Annotated in this window: 16 protein-coding genes and 1 pseudogene; 8 read left to right on the top strand and 9 right to left on the bottom strand. The window is 56.2% G+C overall.

Annotation, left to right across the window (positions count from 1 at the left end):
- Window positions 1-50 precede the first annotated feature (50 nt).
- Window positions 51-482, bottom strand: a complete 432-nt coding sequence (locus M8010_RS15740) for a GFA family protein (protein ID WP_250093529.1) — start codon at window positions 480-482, stop codon at window positions 51-53.
- A gap of 187 nt (window positions 483-669) precedes the next feature.
- Here M8010_RS15740 and M8010_RS15735 point away from each other — a divergent pair, with 187 nt between their 5' ends.
- The 3 genes from M8010_RS15735 to M8010_RS15725 are packed head-to-tail and all read left to right on the top strand — an operon-like array spanning window position 670 to window position 2,646.
- On the top strand, window positions 670-1,653 hold the full coding sequence (locus M8010_RS15735; protein ID WP_250093528.1) for a GlxA family transcriptional regulator: 984 nt from the start codon (window positions 670-672) through the stop codon (window positions 1,651-1,653).
- A 44-nt stretch (window positions 1,654-1,697) separates the two neighbouring features.
- Entirely contained in the window at window positions 1,698-1,910 is a 213-nt protein-coding gene (locus tag M8010_RS15730; protein WP_250093526.1) for a penicillin-binding protein, read from the top strand.
- Between the two features lie 25 nt (window positions 1,911-1,935).
- Window positions 1,936-2,646 carry an aspartate/glutamate racemase family protein gene (locus M8010_RS15725; RefSeq protein ID WP_250093525.1) on the top strand — a complete coding sequence of 237 codons (711 nt, stop codon included), beginning with the start codon at window positions 1,936-1,938 and terminating at the stop codon, window positions 2,644-2,646.
- A gap of 3 nt (window positions 2,647-2,649) precedes the next feature.
- Here the strand turns inward: M8010_RS15725 and M8010_RS15720 are convergent, their stop codons facing one another.
- The 3 genes from M8010_RS15720 to M8010_RS15710 are packed head-to-tail and all read right to left on the bottom strand — an operon-like array spanning window position 2,650 to window position 8,367.
- A complete protein-coding gene (locus tag M8010_RS15720) occupies window positions 2,650-5,766 on the bottom strand; it encodes an efflux RND transporter permease subunit (protein WP_250093523.1) in 3,117 nt (1,038 codons plus the stop codon).
- Window positions 5,759-6,991: an efflux RND transporter periplasmic adaptor subunit gene (locus tag M8010_RS15715; RefSeq protein ID WP_250093522.1), complete on the bottom strand. Its 1,233-nt coding sequence runs from the start codon at window positions 6,989-6,991 to the stop codon at window positions 5,759-5,761. The genes M8010_RS15720 and M8010_RS15715 overlap by 8 nt, the downstream gene beginning before the upstream one ends.
- Complete coding sequence (locus M8010_RS15710) at window positions 6,988-8,367, bottom strand: efflux transporter outer membrane subunit (protein ID WP_250093521.1); 1,380 nt, start codon at window positions 8,365-8,367, stop codon at window positions 6,988-6,990. Before M8010_RS15710 ends, M8010_RS15715 begins: the two co-directional genes overlap by 4 nt.
- A 222-nt stretch (window positions 8,368-8,589) precedes the next feature.
- On the opposite strand from M8010_RS15710, the gene M8010_RS15705 reads away from it, so the two are divergent.
- Window positions 8,590-9,957: a sensor domain-containing diguanylate cyclase gene (locus M8010_RS15705; protein ID WP_250093519.1), complete on the top strand. Its 1,368-nt coding sequence runs from the start codon at window positions 8,590-8,592 to the stop codon at window positions 9,955-9,957.
- Window positions 9,958-10,084: 127 nt separating this feature from the next.
- On the opposite strand, the gene M8010_RS15700 is transcribed toward M8010_RS15705, so the two are convergent.
- On the bottom strand, window positions 10,085-10,252 hold the full coding sequence (locus tag M8010_RS15700) for a hypothetical protein (RefSeq protein ID WP_250093518.1): 168 nt from the start codon (window positions 10,250-10,252) through the stop codon (window positions 10,085-10,087).
- Between the two features lie 238 nt (window positions 10,253-10,490).
- Between M8010_RS15700 and M8010_RS15695 the strand changes: the two genes are divergently transcribed.
- Window positions 10,491-10,859 carry a hypothetical protein gene (locus M8010_RS15695; RefSeq protein ID WP_250093517.1) on the top strand — a complete coding sequence of 123 codons (369 nt, stop codon included), beginning with the start codon at window positions 10,491-10,493 and terminating at the stop codon, window positions 10,857-10,859.
- 69 nt (window positions 10,860-10,928) lie between these two features.
- Here the strand turns inward: M8010_RS15695 and M8010_RS15690 are convergent, their stop codons facing one another.
- Window positions 10,929-11,132: a CsbD family protein gene (locus M8010_RS15690; RefSeq protein ID WP_250093516.1), complete on the bottom strand. Its 204-nt coding sequence runs from the start codon at window positions 11,130-11,132 to the stop codon at window positions 10,929-10,931.
- Between the two features lie 177 nt (window positions 11,133-11,309).
- On the opposite strand from M8010_RS15690, the gene M8010_RS15685 reads away from it, so the two are divergent.
- Complete coding sequence (locus M8010_RS15685) at window positions 11,310-11,753, top strand: BON domain-containing protein (protein WP_250093514.1); 444 nt, start codon at window positions 11,310-11,312, stop codon at window positions 11,751-11,753.
- 116 nt (window positions 11,754-11,869) lie between these two features.
- On the top strand, window positions 11,870-12,148 hold the full coding sequence (locus tag M8010_RS15680; protein ID WP_250093512.1) for a hypothetical protein: 279 nt from the start codon (window positions 11,870-11,872) through the stop codon (window positions 12,146-12,148).
- 475 nt (window positions 12,149-12,623) lie between these two features.
- Here M8010_RS15680 and M8010_RS15675 read toward each other — a convergent pair.
- A pseudogene (locus M8010_RS15675) lies at window positions 12,624-13,361 on the bottom strand (Crp/Fnr family transcriptional regulator); the annotation flags it as partial.
- Window positions 13,362-13,602: 241 nt separating this feature from the next.
- Here M8010_RS15675 and M8010_RS15670 point away from each other — a divergent pair.
- Window positions 13,603-14,151: an outer membrane beta-barrel protein gene (locus M8010_RS15670; RefSeq protein ID WP_250093511.1), complete on the top strand. Its 549-nt coding sequence runs from the start codon at window positions 13,603-13,605 to the stop codon at window positions 14,149-14,151.
- Window positions 14,152-14,157: 6 nt separating this feature from the next.
- Here M8010_RS15670 and M8010_RS15665 read toward each other — a convergent pair whose 3' ends face one another.
- A complete protein-coding gene (locus tag M8010_RS15665) occupies window positions 14,158-14,868 on the bottom strand; it encodes a matrixin family metalloprotease (protein ID WP_250093509.1) in 711 nt (236 codons plus the stop codon).
- A 128-nt stretch (window positions 14,869-14,996) separates the two neighbouring features.
- A complete protein-coding gene (locus M8010_RS15660) occupies window positions 14,997-16,208 on the bottom strand; it encodes an NAD(P)/FAD-dependent oxidoreductase (protein WP_250093506.1) in 1,212 nt (403 codons plus the stop codon).
- Between the last annotated feature and the right edge of the window lies 1 nt (window position 16,209).

Genomic DNA, 16,209 nt, shown 5'->3' with positions numbered 1-16,209 from the left:
TATTTACGATGGCAGTGTCTTGAGGACGACTGGACAGAGGCGAATACCTGTCAAGACAGGTATTCGCCTGACCCACCCATTTCCTCTGGAACATCTTTCAGCTTTGGCAATCCGTCCTGCAAGGGTAACACCGCTTCCTGGTAATGCACATGAACCGTGGGCTCGAAGGCAAGCTCTGGCAACATGGCTGCGTACACATCAATCAGCCCCAGCTCCGGGTGTTCAGTAAACAGGTGGCCGCCGCAGGCGCCGCACCACATACGTTTGCTGGCTTTGGTCTTGTTATAGCTGCCTATATGATCCGCTCCCCTGGTAACCTCCACAGTATTAGGTAACCATAACGTGAAGGCGTTCACCGGGGCAGCCGACCAGTGTCGGCAGGAACTGCAATGGCAATATCCCATGGCCTCTGGTTCGCCACGAACGGTAAAACCCACGGCGCCGCAAAAGCATTCACACTGATGAATCTGCTTGTTAGTCATGGCTCGTCCCCTGTGTTTACCAGTTGGTTCAATGACAGTCTCGCAACTGCTGCGCAATCAATGCAGAGGGAGATCAACCAAATTTGGGGGGTGATTTTGCTATTCAGTACCCGTCACCTTGCGGTTACAGACGGCTTGTTGGCATATTGGACTCGACGATACAGCCGATTAGCGACAAGGACGGACGATGGACGTTACTGTGGTTCTCGTCGAGGGTGGAGCGCCATCCACCGCTGTGGCACCTGTGGAGATATTTCGCAGCGCAGGTGTGCTGTGGAGCAATTTGCTGCATGATCCACCCCACCCCTGCTTTCAGGTTCGAACGGCATCCCTGGATGGCAAGCCCGTAAATACCCTCTTTGGCCTTGCTCTGACGCCCGATTGCTCGGTTCTGGATATCACCGCGACGGATCTGGTTGTTATAGCCGCTATCGGTGTGGACTTCGAAGCCGCCTGCCTGGCCCACAAAGACCTCTATCCCTGGTTGCGTGAACAATATCGGCAGGGCTCGGTGATTGCCGCCTCTTGTGCTGGCGTGGTTCTTGTTGCGGAAGCCGGACTGCTGGACGGTAAGAGCGCAACCACCCACTGGGGTCTTGTTGATGTCTGTCGACAACGCTATCCATTGGTAAACTGGCAGCCAGAAAGGATACTCACCGACTCGGAGAATATCGTTTGCGGCGGTGGTGTTTACTCGGCGGTGGATCTGAGCCTGTATCTGGTGGAAAAACTGCGTGGCCACCGGCTAGCCATGGAGACTGCCAGGGCCCTTGTACTGAAAACACCCCGTGTCTGGCAGATTGGCTATTCCACGGACCCGCCAAATATCGACCACGATGACGAGCGCATTGCGCGGGTTCAGGAGTGGTTACTGCAGAATTTTGATGAGCCTGTCAGCGCCGACAAGCTTGCCGCCAAGGCCAATATGAGCCAGAGCACCTTTTCCAGACGCTTCAAAAAGGTTACGGGAGAAACCCCGACAAACTATTTGCACGGGTTGCGAGTCAACGTGGCCCGGCACCTGCTGGAGAACGACCAGCGTTCGGTGCAGGAAATCAGCTATGCTGTCGGGTACAGTGATGTGAGGCATTTCCGGACCCTGTTCATCCGTTACACCGGGCTATCGCCCCGGGAATACCGAAAGCAGTTTGCCGCGAACCCGGCGTACTGATTGCCCGACATCATTCTGAATACTTGAAAGCGAGGCTATTTTTTATGGCAGACGAAGACACTCTCACCGCCCTCAAAACCGCATTCACCTTTATGCCCCAGCCGGTCGAGATCAACCGCTTTGAATACGGCGACGACACCGACAGAATTCTGGCCCAGGTGAATTTTGTGCGGGAGGTGCTTACCAGCCATGGAATTGACCCTGAAGAGGTAGCGGGGGAAATCAATCCGGATTCCTCGCCGAATTCCTGTTACTGACTGAACGGAGCAAGGATAGCCCCTTATGAAAACCATTGGCCTGCTCGGCGGCATGAGCTGGGAATCGACCCAAACCTATTACCGCTTGATCAACGAAGGTGTTAAAACCCGGCTAGGCGGGCTGCATTCCGCAAAGCTGGTGCTCTACAGCGTGGATTTTGCTGAGATTGAAGCGCTCCAGCATCAGGGCGACTGGTCGGCAACGGCCAGGATTCTGTCGGAGGCCGCCCTCGCGTTACAGAAAGCCGGCGCGGACTTCCTGGTGATCGGCACCAACACCATGCACAAGGTGGCCCCCGAGATTGAAAAGGCCATCGGTATTCCCCTGCTCCATATTGCAGACGCCACATCAAAGGCACTGGCGCAGGACGGTATCGAACGCGTGGGGCTGCTCGGCACGCGCTTTACCATGGAGCAGACGTTCTACAGCAACCGGCTGGAAGAAGCCGGTATTCAGGTAATCACACCGAATCAGGCCGAGCGAGATGAAGTTCACCGTATTATTTACGAGGAGCTTTGCCGGGGGGAGATCAACCCGGCCTCCCGGGAGGCGTATCTGGAGATCGTAAATTCGCTCTCCAAACGTGGTGCTCAGGCTGTCATTCTGGGGTGTACTGAAATCGGCTTGCTGATCCAGCAGACAGACACGAATGTTCCGCTTTACGATACAACGGAGATTCACGCCAAAGCCGCGGTTGAGCAGATGTTGGCGCAGTTCTCCGATAGTCACAGCTAAGAATCAACCGGTCGCCCCCGCCATATGGCGCACGCCGAAAAAGGCCTTGATGTCTTCCAGTACCAGGTAAAGACAGGGTACCAGGAACAGGATCAATGCCGTGGCGAAAACGATACCGAAGCCCAGGGAAACCGCCATGGGAATCAGGTAGGTGGCCTGCAGCGAGGTTTCGGTAATGATCGGCGTCAGGCCACCGAAGGTGGTGAGTGTGGTCAGTACGATAGGCCGAAAACGGCGCAGGCCGGCTTCATAGATCGCCTGAGCCGGCCCCAGCCGATCACGCTGCCGGTTGGCGTAAGAAACCATGATCAATGAGTCGTTCACCACAACGCCTGACAGGGCCACAATGCCCATAATGCTGACCAGAGACAGCTCCATGCCCAGGATCATATGGCCAATGATGGCACCCACCGCGCCAAACGGAATCGCCAGCATAACCACTAACGGTTGCAGATAGCTGCCGAAAGCTACCGCCAGTAAGGCGAAGATCGCACCCATCGCAAGGCCAAAACCACCCCACAAAGCCGTGGTAGACTCCCGCAGATCAGCCTGGCTGCCCTGGAAGGTCCAGGTCAGGCCGGGAAAATCAGCGCGCAGTTGTGGCAGTATCTCGGTTTGGGTCAGCTCCAGTACCTGACTGATTGAGGATTTGGGTTGCACGTCGGTACCGACGGTAATCACGCGACGGCCATCGCGGCGGTCAATGGAGCGCAGGGATTCGCTGATGGTGACCTCGGCCACGTCCATCAGGGGCACTTCCTGGCCGTCGGCCGTGCGGATCACGAAGTTGTCCAGATAGTGCAAGTCCTGCCGCTGGTATTCCGGCAACCTCACCCGTATTTCATTTTCATTGATGCCCCGCAACTGACGGAGGGCGACGCTGCCATAAAAAGCATCCCGCAGTTGCCGGCCCACATAGGCACCGGTCAGCCCGAGCGCCCGGCCCTCATCGGTGAGGCTGATGTCGAACTGGGGCTTCCCGGTGCTGTAGTTATCGTTAACACTGCGGGTCTGGCTGACCTGTTTAAGCTCTTCAACGAATCGCTGACTGGCGCGGGAAAGAATGTCGATATCGGTGTGGCTCAGGTCGACGCTGATATCGTCGCGCCAGCTACCCGGGCCCTGCTCTGCCTCAAACGTAATCTGGTCGACACCTTTGAAATCACCCAGCTCATTGCGCCAGAGTTCAATAATCTCGTTGACGCTCATATCGCGCTCGTCCCCCGGCAGAAGCACAAGCTCGACATCAATGGATCGCTGTCCCCGGACGTTGGTTTTAATGCCCTCCACGTTGCGGGACAGGTTATTTTCCTCGAAAAGCCGCTGGGTGTCATGGGTTATGGCCATGGCCATTTCTCCCGCGCGCCGGGGGGTTGTGCCAACAGGTAACCGGAGACCCGCCTCGATCTCATCCGCCGGCGCCTCTGGCATCATGATCATGCCCATGTGGTCGCTCACGGCGTAGGCACCGGACACCACCATGATAGTGAGGGCCGCCGACAGTGTGATGTAGCGGAAGCGCAGGGCCAGATCCAGCAGCGGGCGGTATCCACGGTCCACGACGGATTGGAATCCCCGCGAAAACACCCTCTGTATGCTGTGCATCCAGTGCCCCCAGATGGTCACACTGCCTTTGCCGCTGTGGGCCAGGTGAGCAGGCAGAATGAACAGAGCTTCGATCAGTGAAATAGCCAGTACCAGGATCACCACCACACCCAGCGGCCACCAGAACTTACCGGTGACGCCGGGAATGAACAGCAATGGCAGGAAGGCGACAATATTGGTGAGGATGCTGAAGGTAACTGGCCCGGCAATGTCTTTGGCACCCTGAATGGCTGCCTCCATAAAGCCCATGCCCTGTTCCCGGTATTCGTAGATGTTCTCGCCCACCACAATGGCGTCGTCCACCACTATCCCCAGCACCATCAGAAAGCCGAACATGGAGATCATGTTGATGCTGACATCCATTACAGGGAGGAACAGAACGCTGCCGACAAAAGAGATGGTCATACCCATCATGATCCAGAACGCCAGCCGGTACTCCAGGAACAGGCTTAGGATCACCAGTACGATAACCATGGCCATGACGCCGTTCTCTAGCAGCATGTCCATGCGGTCTTCAAAGTGTTCGGCGCGGTTGCTGTCAATGCGCAACTTCACTGCATCCGGCAGTGTCGCTTCCAGCTCTGCCATCACCTGTTCGACAGCCTCGGAAATGTCCAGAGGCGACTGATCTCCCGTTCGGAAGATCTCGATTTCCACCGAAGGCAGGCTATTGAAACGGGAATGAAACCCGGTCTCCTCAAAGCCATCGCGAACGGTGGCGATATCGCCTAGCGTGACGGAGCCACCGGAAGCCGCATTAAGGATCACAATGTCCTCGAACGCATCGGCCCACTGCTTACGCTCCTTGAGCCTAAGTAATATATCGCCGTTTTCCGTGGCCATGGAGCCCGCCGGTATGTCCTCGCTGGACTGCTCGATACGGCTGGCCACATCGGAAAGGGTCAGGTTGTATTTGCGTAAGGTCTCCTGGGTAATCTCCACGCTGGTCATGTAGGCCGGTACGTCATCTATAACGGCCTGGGTGATGGCGTCCTCAGAGAGCAGACGGTTGCGCACCTGCTCACCGAGCTGACGCAGCGTCCAGATATCCACATCGCCGTAGAGAGTCAGTTCCATCACATCCCGGGTTGGCGTTACCAGCCGGATTTCCGGCTCCTCCGCCTGCTCCGGGAAGGTGCGAATGCGGTCAACCGCCTGCTCGATGTCCTGCAGGGCCTGCATGCGGTTGGTGCCAGAGACCAGTTCCAGCTGAATGTTACCGCTGCCCTCGCGCGCGGTGGAGGTCATTTCCTCAATGCTCTGAATGCCCTGAACCGCCTCTTCAACCGGCAGCAGTATGCCCTGCTCCACTTCCTCAGGGGCAGCGCCGGGGTAGCTGACAGATATCTGGACCAGGTCCAGTTGGAACTCTGGAAAGACTTCTTTCTGCACCTGCGTGGCCATCCAGAAACCGCCGGCCAGCAGCATGATCATTATCAGGTTGGCAGCGATAGAGTTGCGGGCCATCCACTCAATCGGGCCGACCCAGCCCCGCCCTTCAGGTGAATCACTCATTGCGACCACCCTCTGTGCGCTCATTCTCCAGCCTCAGGCGCGCACCACTTACAACGGAGGCCAGGTCGTTGGTGATCACCTGGTCGCCGTTCTCCAGGCCAGCCTGTATGAATGCGTACTCATCGTCACGGAAGGCAATCTCGACCTCGCGAATCGCCAGTTGACGCTCCTCCATGACCCACACGGTGTTGTTACGGCGTACCCAGTCCCTCTCAATACGCACCACATCTTCCAACGGTCGGCCTTCAATTTCGGCTCGCACAAAGGCACCGAGAATCAGCGGTGGTTTGCCCGCGGACTGGTCCAGGGCAAGTGGGTCTTCAACCGTGATCAGAACCCGAGCCATGCGAGCGTTGCCGTCCAGTTCGCCGATCAGTTGTGTCAGCCGGCCCTCACGGGTCTGACCGACAGGCCAGACGGTGTCATGGTGCAGGTCAACGGGCGATCCGGGTGAATCAGGATCGGCATTGAAGGTCAGCCAGCGGAGTTTCGATAGTGGGACCGTCGCCTCAACCCAGTATTGGCCGGTTCCTACCAGCCGGCCCAGGGATTGGCCAGCACTGACCTGGGAGCCAAGGGTTACCTCCCGGCTGAGCACCTGAGCGGGAAACGGTGCGCGGATTCGGGTTCGGGCAAGATCAAGCTCGGCCTGTTGCACGGCAGCTTCGGCGGCTGCCACGCGAGCTTTGGCCTGTTCCAGCTGAGGTTTGCGGAGTATCAGCGCGTCATTGACCGCCTCTATGTCGTCGCCCAGTAATTCGAATTCCTGCCGGGCGACCGCTTGCTGGCCCTTTTCAAGCTCAAGGTCTGCCTTTGCCTGCTGCAGCTCGCTGCGTCTTTGTAACAGCGCGGCCTCATAATCCGCCGGATCGATCCGGAGCAGTTCCACGTCCTCTTTAACACGGCGGCCCGGCGTAAAAGCATCGGCCTGATTGATAACTTCGCCAGCAACCCTGGACCCGAGTGTGATTTGCCGTGCCGGGACCACCTGCCCCATCACTTCCACAGTTGCTGTGTAGCGTCCGCGGCTAACGGTCTGGACATCCACAAGCATGGCGGTTTCGCGGGCTGTGTCTTTGCGGGTGGCGGTGGGCTCCGTTTTGAAGATCAGCCAGATTAACGCAATACCCAGCAACAGGATCATCAGCGACACGAACGCGGTTTTTAGTGGGCCTGCTTTGCCTCTCTCCGGACGGACGGCGTTCTCGTCGATAGATTGGCTCATGTTTCGTTATGCTCCGTTGTGTTCGCGGATTCGATACTTCCGGCCAGTGCCCGGTAAAGCGCCACGCGGGTGGTGAGCAATTGCTGACGGGTGGTCAGGATTGTGCGTTGGAGGTCCTGTTGATCCTGCAATGCAGTCAAGACTTCGATGTAACTGACCGCACCGTTCAAGTACTGGTTACGCAATTGCCGGTAGGTTGTATCAGCCAGCTGGCTCTGGTCATTGAGGCTTCGCAGGCGCCGGCGCTGTTGCTGTTCCCGAACCAGAGCATCTTCGACCTCCTGAATAGCGACGAGGACGGCCTGGCCATATTCCTGAACAAGCTCTTCCAGCACCGCCTCGGAACGTCGTACCTCGGCACGGCGCTGCCCACCGTCAACCAGAGGTACCAGTAAATTACCAGCCAGGGTAGCCAACCAGTTGTCGAACAGATCCCCTGCATCGCTCGCCTGGGAACTGACGGAAACCTCGATGGAAAATCTCGGGAACCGGTTGCTGATGGCCGCGGCCAGGTCCTGGTCAGCCGCCTGGACCACTCGCCAGGCCTGCTGTAAATCCGGTCTGCGCCGGAGCAGTTCGGCGGGAACACCGGTTTCCGGCAGAGGTGGCAATGCCGGTAAGGTATCCTCTGCCGGCAAGTTGGCCTGCCCCGGAGACTGCCCGAGCAGAACTGCAAGTTGATGCTTGAGTACAGCGGTTTCGCCTTCAATGTTGCTCAGGCGCTCCCGCGAAGCACTGACCAGCTGACGCTGACGGAGCACGTCGGCACTGTTGTTCTGCCCCATCGCAAACCGGGACTCAATCACGGTCAGGACGTTTCTGTTGGTTTCCAGTTGGGTCTCTGCCAGGGCGAGCTGCGCCCGCTGCTCCACCAGCTGAAACCAGGTGTTGGCAATTTCCCCACTCAGGGATACGGCAGCCGCCTGGTAATCCGCCAGGGTGGCGGAAGCGCGCAGTGATTCCGCCTCACTCAGGGATTGCACGCGTCCCCAGAGATCGACCTCATAACTGGCACTCAGGCCGGTGCTGAACGTGGTGGAATCGACAGTGTCGGATTCCTGTTGTTCGGCTCCTGCGCTGGCATCCAGAGTCGGGAAGAGCGCTGCACGCTGTCGGTCAGACACGGCCCGCGCCTGCTGCAGCCTCTGATAGCTGGCCCTGAGACTCAGGTTGCCGTCCATGGCCTGCGCGACCAGCTCATTTAGCTGCTCGTCTTCAAATGAGTGCCACCAGCTATCAGGAATCTCTGGCTGACCAGTGGCAGTAAACGCAGCAGGAAGTTCAACCGGCGCCTGGGTGGGGGGCTGCCGGGTAGCACAGGCAGCAAGAAACAGAACAGCAGCGATCGGGAGGAGCCGTAAATGCGATTTGGTCATTACTTCAACCATGGCTAACAGGATTCAATGTGTTGTCTGGGATGGTGCGAGGCGACAACATACCATGTGTTTAATGGCAAAGATTACCGAATGCCCATTGTTTGTTGGGATTTACACGATTTTGACATAACCCGACGGCCCCATTCCGTCAGCTAACCCAAACTCTCAAATAGTCTTTTACGCACTGGCGCAGCCAAGGGGGCTCACAGTATAGTTACCACCATGAACCAGAACCCTCCCATACCTAACGATAAACTGCTGGATTTGCTCCTGGACGTTGTCTGTGTAGTGGATATAGACGGTCGCTTTCTTTCAGTGAGCGCAGCCAGTGAACGGGTTTTCGGTTATCGCCCCGACGAGATGATTGGCCGGACCGCCTTTGATTTCATGCACCCGGACGATCACGCATTCACAAGGGCACTTATAAAGAACATCAATGCAGGCCGCCCGTCGCCCAATCATGAAAACCGTTACCTGCATAAAGACGGCCATGTTGTTCACATCATGTGGTCTGCCCAGTGGCTTGAGGCCGAACAGGTGCGGGTAGGCGTTGCCCGGGATATTACTGAACGCAAGCGTGCAGACGCGATACAGACAGCGCTTTACACAATATCAGAAGCGGCTCACGGAGCCGGAGATCTGCAGGCCCTGTTTGCGCGTGTGCATGAGGTGATTGGCCAATTATTGCCTGCAGAGAATTTTTTCGTGGCGCTTTACGATGCTGCGAATGATCAACTCAGTTTCCCTTATTACGTGGATAAGCACGACCCCGTGCCGCCACACCGACCTCTGGACTCCGGAACCCTCAGTGCGGAAGTGATTCGCTCCGGCGAAGCCCTGTTGCTAACGCCTGATACTGCCGAGCAGCTGCTCGCAGAGATTGGCAAGGTAGTCGGCAAGCACGCTCTGGACTGGCTTGGTGTGCCCCTGATGACGGGCTCGGATACCATCGGCGCTCTGGTGGTCCAGAGCTACTGCGGATCAGTGCGTTACACAGAAAAGGACAAAGAGCTGCTGCAGTTTGTGTCGAGCCAGGTGGCAGCAGCGGTGGAGCGCAAGCGAACGCACTCTCGCCTGGAATACCTCGCACAGCACGATCAACTGACGGAACTGCCTAACCGCGCACTGTTCCTGGATCGTTTGCAAAGCGCTCTGAAAAAGGCGCGGCGAGATTCCACGCGGCTGGCCGTGCTTTATCTCGACATGGACAGGTTCAAGCAGATAAACGACACCTTTGGTCACACCACGGGCGATCACCTGCTGCGGGAGGTTGCTCACCGTCTCGGGCTGTGTGTGCGGGAATCCGATACCATCGGTCGCCTGGGCGGTGATGAATTTGCCATTCTGGTGGATGGCATCAGCGAGCAGGACGACGCGATTGTGGTAGCGAATAAAATTATTGCAGCACTGAGCGAGCCGTACACTCTGGAAGGGATGACGCTAATGACTGCCCCAAGCCTGGGTATTGCCGTCTACCCTGAGCACGGCCAGGATGACCTGCAGCTGGTGCGCAATGCCGACGATGCCATGTACGTGGCCAAACGCGATGGCGGTAAGCGCTATAAAGTGGGCCAGGCCCTTCTGCCTTGAGCGCAAGAGGCCGGCCATTTGCGGCGAAGCTCCACAGCGTTGAACAGTCGTTTGTGCAACAAGGCCTGGGTGCGCTGAGGCATGGTTAATGCCTGTCTGGCTTATTTAATGGCCGGCGCAAAATCTGTCAATCATCATTGATCTTTCCCAGCACAGCGCCATCCTTTTCACCACTCTTTTCGGGTTTACTCCTGTCCTCCTGGCGCTTATCAGTGGTGGCTTTTTCGGCAGCGGCCGTGCCACTGTCTTTATCCTGACCTGTGCTGCTCTGATCCTGATCCTGATTCTTGTTCATAATCTGATCCCCCGTGATTTGTGTCGATTCTAATAATCACCCTGCACTTGTCCGTGCCGGGGTAACAACTTCAAGTTAATCGAAGCATAGAAATCAGTCGGTGCGCTGCCCAACACAGGTAGATTGCGCAACACAAAGGCGCAGTTGAGTGCGCTAACGCACCGACAAGGCACTCAGCCACACTCAAGCTAACATGACATTTTCGCAATCTGATAAATGCATTAAGAGAGGGAATCTCATGGAATCCGGGAAAGTAACGCCTGTCGATTTGCAGTCCGGCAAGCAACGGAGGCTCCGTTACACTTTCGCCACCCTCAACACTGCCATCCTGATAACCACAATCGTATCTGTCGTATGGATTTTCGGGAAAATCATCGCTGCTCTGCATGCACTCGTGTTCAGCCTGGTTTTCGCGGACACACCGGAGCAACAGTCTCCGAACGATTTTATGAAGCTGGAAGACATTACGACATGGGTGGAAGTCCGTTCAACTGTCCAGTATCGGGGGAAGGCCCGTGACGGCGATTCTCTGTATACCCTGGATCGCAATGAGGGGGCCAATGAAGGGCGCAATCGGCGGATACCGCAACGCTATATCCAGCGCTGAAACGTCAGGCCAGACAAATAAAACACTGCCTGCAATACCCTGCAGGCAGTGATCAGGCAATATCGAGTATCAGCGCTTGGATGCTTTCTCGAAGTCTTCGATCTGCTTATTGGCCTCATCTCTGGTCACGCCATAAGCCTGCTGAATCTCGCCTGCCAGCTGTTCGCGCTTGCCGGCAACCTGATCAAGGCGGTCATCGGTCAACTTGCCCCATTGCTCTTTCACTTTGCCCTTAAGTTCTTTCCAGTTGCCTTCGATCGTGTCCTTATTCATTTTCGCTCCTTTGACCCTGCGGCCAGATAGTGGATTAAACGCACGGAAGCCCGCGTTATATGGAACTGCGTGCTACTGCCCTACTATCGTCCGTTGAAACCGAGCCGCTGTCTGTGCGTTAACAAACACAGACCTGGAAAGGGCGAGCGTCCTGTCTTTTCAGGAGCATTTATTCTGTTGGCCAACGAACAGACTCGCTTTTGGGGCCGCGTTAGTCTTGTTATGCACCCGGTCAGTCAACCGCCGAGGCGCGGCTCCGCTGGGGTTACAGGATGTCTGGGGTTGGCGGCGACAGGAGAAAAATATATGGAACGGATAATGCGATCAGCCCCGATGCTTGCAGTAGCGATGCTGCTGGCTTTGTTCGTCGGATGCGCCTCTACAGAGTCAAGTTCGGGCACCGGTGAGTATATAGACGACACAGTGATCACCACCAAGGTCAAGGCTGCGATTTTCAACGAAACAACATTGAAAAGCGCCGAAGTCAACGTTGAGACATACAAGGGTGTCGTCCAGCTGTCAGGCTTCGTAAATTCGCAGGATGACATTGATACTGCTGTGCGGCTGGCCCGTGGAGTAAAGGGCGTTAAATCGGTCAGTAACAGTATGGAGCTGAAATAGCGTTTGGAGTTATCCCCATCCGGCGCCATGGAGCGCCATGGGGAGTCTTCTTTAGATTTGATTATCATCGGCAGCCAGCACATTGGTCTGGCACATCTAATTCGAAGGGAATTCCTATGAAAAAGCTTTATTCACTCGCCTTTTACGCATTGATCACACCAGCCATAGCGTTGGGTTCAAGTGCTTTGCTTGCCGAACAACACAGTAGCGATGAGAGGGATGTGGGAGAGCAGAGCATGGGCCACGATGCTACCCCCGAAACGCAGAGCTCTGAGCAAGACAAGGAAGCCACCAAATCCAAATACAATAAAACTGAGCAAACTGAGCAAACTGAGCAAACTGAGCAAACTGAGCAAAAAAAGGATAACCAGTCTGATATGCAAAACAAGGACTAGACCGAATACAGGGCGATTACCCGGGCCTGTCTGAGAATTCGCGTACTCAGTGCGATAGCGAACAGACCGGACATAACCGAAAGCCTAATCTAACTGCAGATGAGGCGATGGAACAGCCGCAACAGGATGTTGCATCATGCGCCACAAGGATGAGGCGCAACCAGAATTCAGGAATCAGAGGAAGAGGATATCCCCATGAACAAGATCATTTATATTGTCGGTGTTGTGGTTATCGTTGTGGTGATTCTTTCCTTTCTTGGCTTACGTTGAACTGGGGCTGTTACCGGCCCCTCTCTGGCTGTATGGCTCTGGACCCGCAAGCAGTGCCCTTTAGCACCGGCCTCGCTCCCTAGCGCAGGCCGTTTTTTATAACCGTCTCAGCGGAATGCGCCCCGTTCACATTATGGGAATTACCTGCGGTGCCGAGGAGCGGCAACGTCACCGTGGGAATAGCATCAGTATTCTTGATTATCTGGCGCTGTGGCACGTAATCAAGTAAGCGATCGCATTCATTCCTCACCACTTGATAACACTCACAACTCAGCGATTCAAGCTTCGCACGGTCAAGCACTGTGATCATCCCACGCTTATAGGAAATAACGCCCAGTTTCTGCAATTTCGCCGCTGCTTCGGTGACACTCTCACGGCGAACGCCAAGCATATGACTGATAAATTCCTGTGTCATGGTCAAGTGGTGGTGTGATAGCCGATCAATGGAAAGCAGAAGCCAGCGGCAGAGTTGCTGGTCGATCGAATGCTGGCGATTGCACACGGCAGTCTGGGCGACTTGCGTGATCAGCGCCTGGGTGTAGCGCAACATCAATAGCAAAAGCTGACCGTGGCGATTGAACTCTTCTTTTATGTGCTTTCTGGGGAGTCGGTAGGCGTAACCCGCACTCTGAACCAGCGACCGGCTAGGAGTAGTCTCCCCTCCCATAAACAAGGTGACACCCAGCAAGCCCTCGTTTCCAACCACCGATATCGCAGTCGATGCCCCGTTTTCCATCTGGTACTGCAGTGAGATTATGGAATCAGTAGGAAAGTAAACATGACTCATGGGCCGATTGGACTCATACATAACGGCACGCAAAGGTAAAGGCACAAGTTCCAGGTATGGGAACAAACGGCTTTGGACTTCAGGCTGCAACGCTGCTAACAGATGATTATGTTTGGGTTCCGGCTTGATCAAGATGGCATTCCTTTGAAATAGCATCGGAAAATCTCACAGGTTGAATGTAACTGATCGTAACCAGGGTGTGGTGTGGGCTCTGTGCGTTACCGCACAGAGCCTGTGTGTGCTTGCGAACAGACGGGCGGGTGGTCCACCCCCCATCCTATAGGTGTGCGCTGACATTGGAACACTGTACCACCCTTTGCTGCGCCACAACCCGCGTCCAATACCAATGGGCGCATTAAGGAAATGCAATCTGAATAATGTGAGCAAGGAGCTTCCCATGATCAGAATCAAGACTGCGGCGATCACTTTCTGTCTTTTAGGTGCCTTGCCCCTGGCAGTGTCCGCACAATCCGCTGAGTTTGGCCCGAGCGAGGGTGACCGTGAATTCTCCCTCTCCGGCACCGGCAGTAACGACCGGGATTTCAATAGTGGCAGCTTCGGCGTGACCGGTGATCTGGGCTGGTATCTGCGGCGTGACGTGGTAGCCGGTGTCCGCCAAAGTGTAAATTTCGCCGATATCGAGGGTGAAGGTGTCACGGATGATTTCTGGAACGGCTCAACCCGTGGATACATCGACTATCAGTTTCTCAACGACCGCGCGCGGCCTTTTGTCGGTGCGAGCCTCGGCGGTATCTATGGGGACGGAGTCAAGGACAGCGCCTTTGCCGGTCTGGAAACGGGGATAAAATACTACGTGCAGACCAAGACCTATTTCCTTGCGCGCGCCGAGTATCAATTCCTGTTTAGCGACACCGACGATGCTACCGATGCGTTCCAGGATGACGGCATCTGGGCCTATACCGTGGGTCTGGGTTATAACTTCTGAACACAGTTATAGTGCTGACTCGGTATGACGGGGGTCGGTGCCGGTGACCAGTTGGCTGTCACTGGCCCGATGCCCATAGAGCTGCTGTATGCCACGCAGATCACCTGGCTGCAGCCCGGGAAAGTTCTCGGTGTAGCGAAAGCCCATCACCTGCCCGGAGGGGCCGGGATGGTCCAGGCCGATGGCGTGCCCGATTTCATGAATTAGCGTGTAGCGGATATCGTAGATTTCCGTGTCGCCACCGAACCCGACTTTCCATTTCTGTTCGGGGTTCAGGCATATTAGTGCCTGGTCGATGGCGCGCACTTTCCCTTTCCCGTGGGATGCAAAGGTTACGTTGGCAAAGGCCCGCCGACGTGGCTGGCCCTGCGCCCCGAGAATGATGTCTGCATCGCGGGCATCCGCAACCCGGTGAAATGAAAGGTCAGCGGCACCTTCCCATACCCGGAACGCGGCGGCGGTCTCCTGTACTAGTGTCTCAAAGGGCAGATCCTGCCCGGAGAGCGCTTTCATCGGCGCCAGAACGCCACAATTGCGGGCATCATCAAAATGCAGCGTTTCATCCGCAAAGGCGTAGCTGATTTTTGCCCCTGCTCCCAGCCTATGCTCGCCCCATTTTACCAGGTAGCCTTCCAGCTCAAGCAGCCGGTAGCCCTCCCCTTTTTCTGCGGCAAGCAATGGGGGCGACAGCGGCAGGAAGCCTGCCACTATCAGCATTATGATGATATTCCCTGATTGAAAAAGGCGTTCCCGCAGCGTCAATACTCGATTCATGGCAAAAGAGTAATGGCGGCGCCGGGAGATGTCGGTTGAAGTTTGGTAAAGGAATGTTGACCAGGATACAGTTATTCCAGTCGCGCGAAGGAAAACAGCCCGGTCAGCGGGTGTGAGCGCTTTTCGATCTGCGCGCGCAGCAAGCCCGCGCCGAGCATGCTGTAGGTGATGCCGTTACCACCGTAGGCCAACGCGAACAGCACACGTGGCCCATGCTGCGAGTGTTCACCGAACAGCGGCAGGCCGTCGCTGGTTTCAGCAAATGTACCTGCCCAGGCAAAAGCCGGCTGGGCCTGAAGGTGAGGAAACAAACGTCCAACCTTACGCTGCAGAGTCGCCGCCTTACGTTCGACCATCCGATCCCGACGGGCCGGCACGTCGCGGTCGTCGTCCTCTCCGCCCACCAGCAGCCGCCCATCGCCGGTACTGCGCAAATAGATATACGGCCTGGAAGACTCCCACAGCATCGTGTTTGCCAACCAGCCCGGCTCCACCGGATTAACGGGATCGCTGATGTAGGCGTAACTGCTGAGATTTTTCGCAACGCGCTGGCGCAACCAATGTTGAGACTCGTAGCCGCTGGCAACCACGGTGTGTTTCGCTTTTATCGACATGCCACTGTCGGTGATCAACTGAACCGAATCTGCCGTGGCGGTCATGGATGTGACCTCGGTGCGATCGAATACCCGCACGCCCTTTCGCTGCATTCGCTTCAGCAGTCTTGAGGCGAGGCGGTAGGGATCCACCCGCGCCGCCACGGAGCTTAGGATGGCGGCAGGCGCCTTGAATTCGTACTCGTCTTTTAAAGCAGCTCGGCTCAGCCAGCGAACCGGAAACCCATGTTGCTTCCGCCAGGCGAATTCATCGGCCAGGCTTGAAACATCAGAGCAATTACTCGCGTAGTAAAGGCTGTCGCAGTTGGCGAAATCCACATCTCCGACCTCGTGGGCCAGTTCCTCAATCTCACTGATTGCGCGCAAGCTGGATTGATAAGCCAAAAGCGCCGAGGCCTGGTCATAGCGTTTGGCGAGGTCCGTCGCATGGGTATCGATTTCATACTGCAGCAAGGCGGTGCTGGCCGAGGTGCTACCCCAACAAACGTCGCGCCGATCGACCACCACTACGTCGTGTCCATGGCCCGCCAGTTCATCTGCGATCAGCGCACCGGTAATCCCAGCACCGATGACTACCACATCGCAAGTCAGGTCGGCATCAAGCTGAGGGAAGGCATACATCAGGCCATTCTTCACCGCCCAGAACGGGTATCCGCTTTTCAGGTCCATC

It is taken from the genome of Marinobacter sp. ATCH36 (genome assembly GCF_023555055.1).
GTDB lineage: Bacteria > Pseudomonadota > Gammaproteobacteria > Pseudomonadales > Oleiphilaceae > Marinobacter.
Note: the sequence above shows the minus strand (reverse complement) of the source record. Positions and strands in the feature narration are given on the sequence as shown.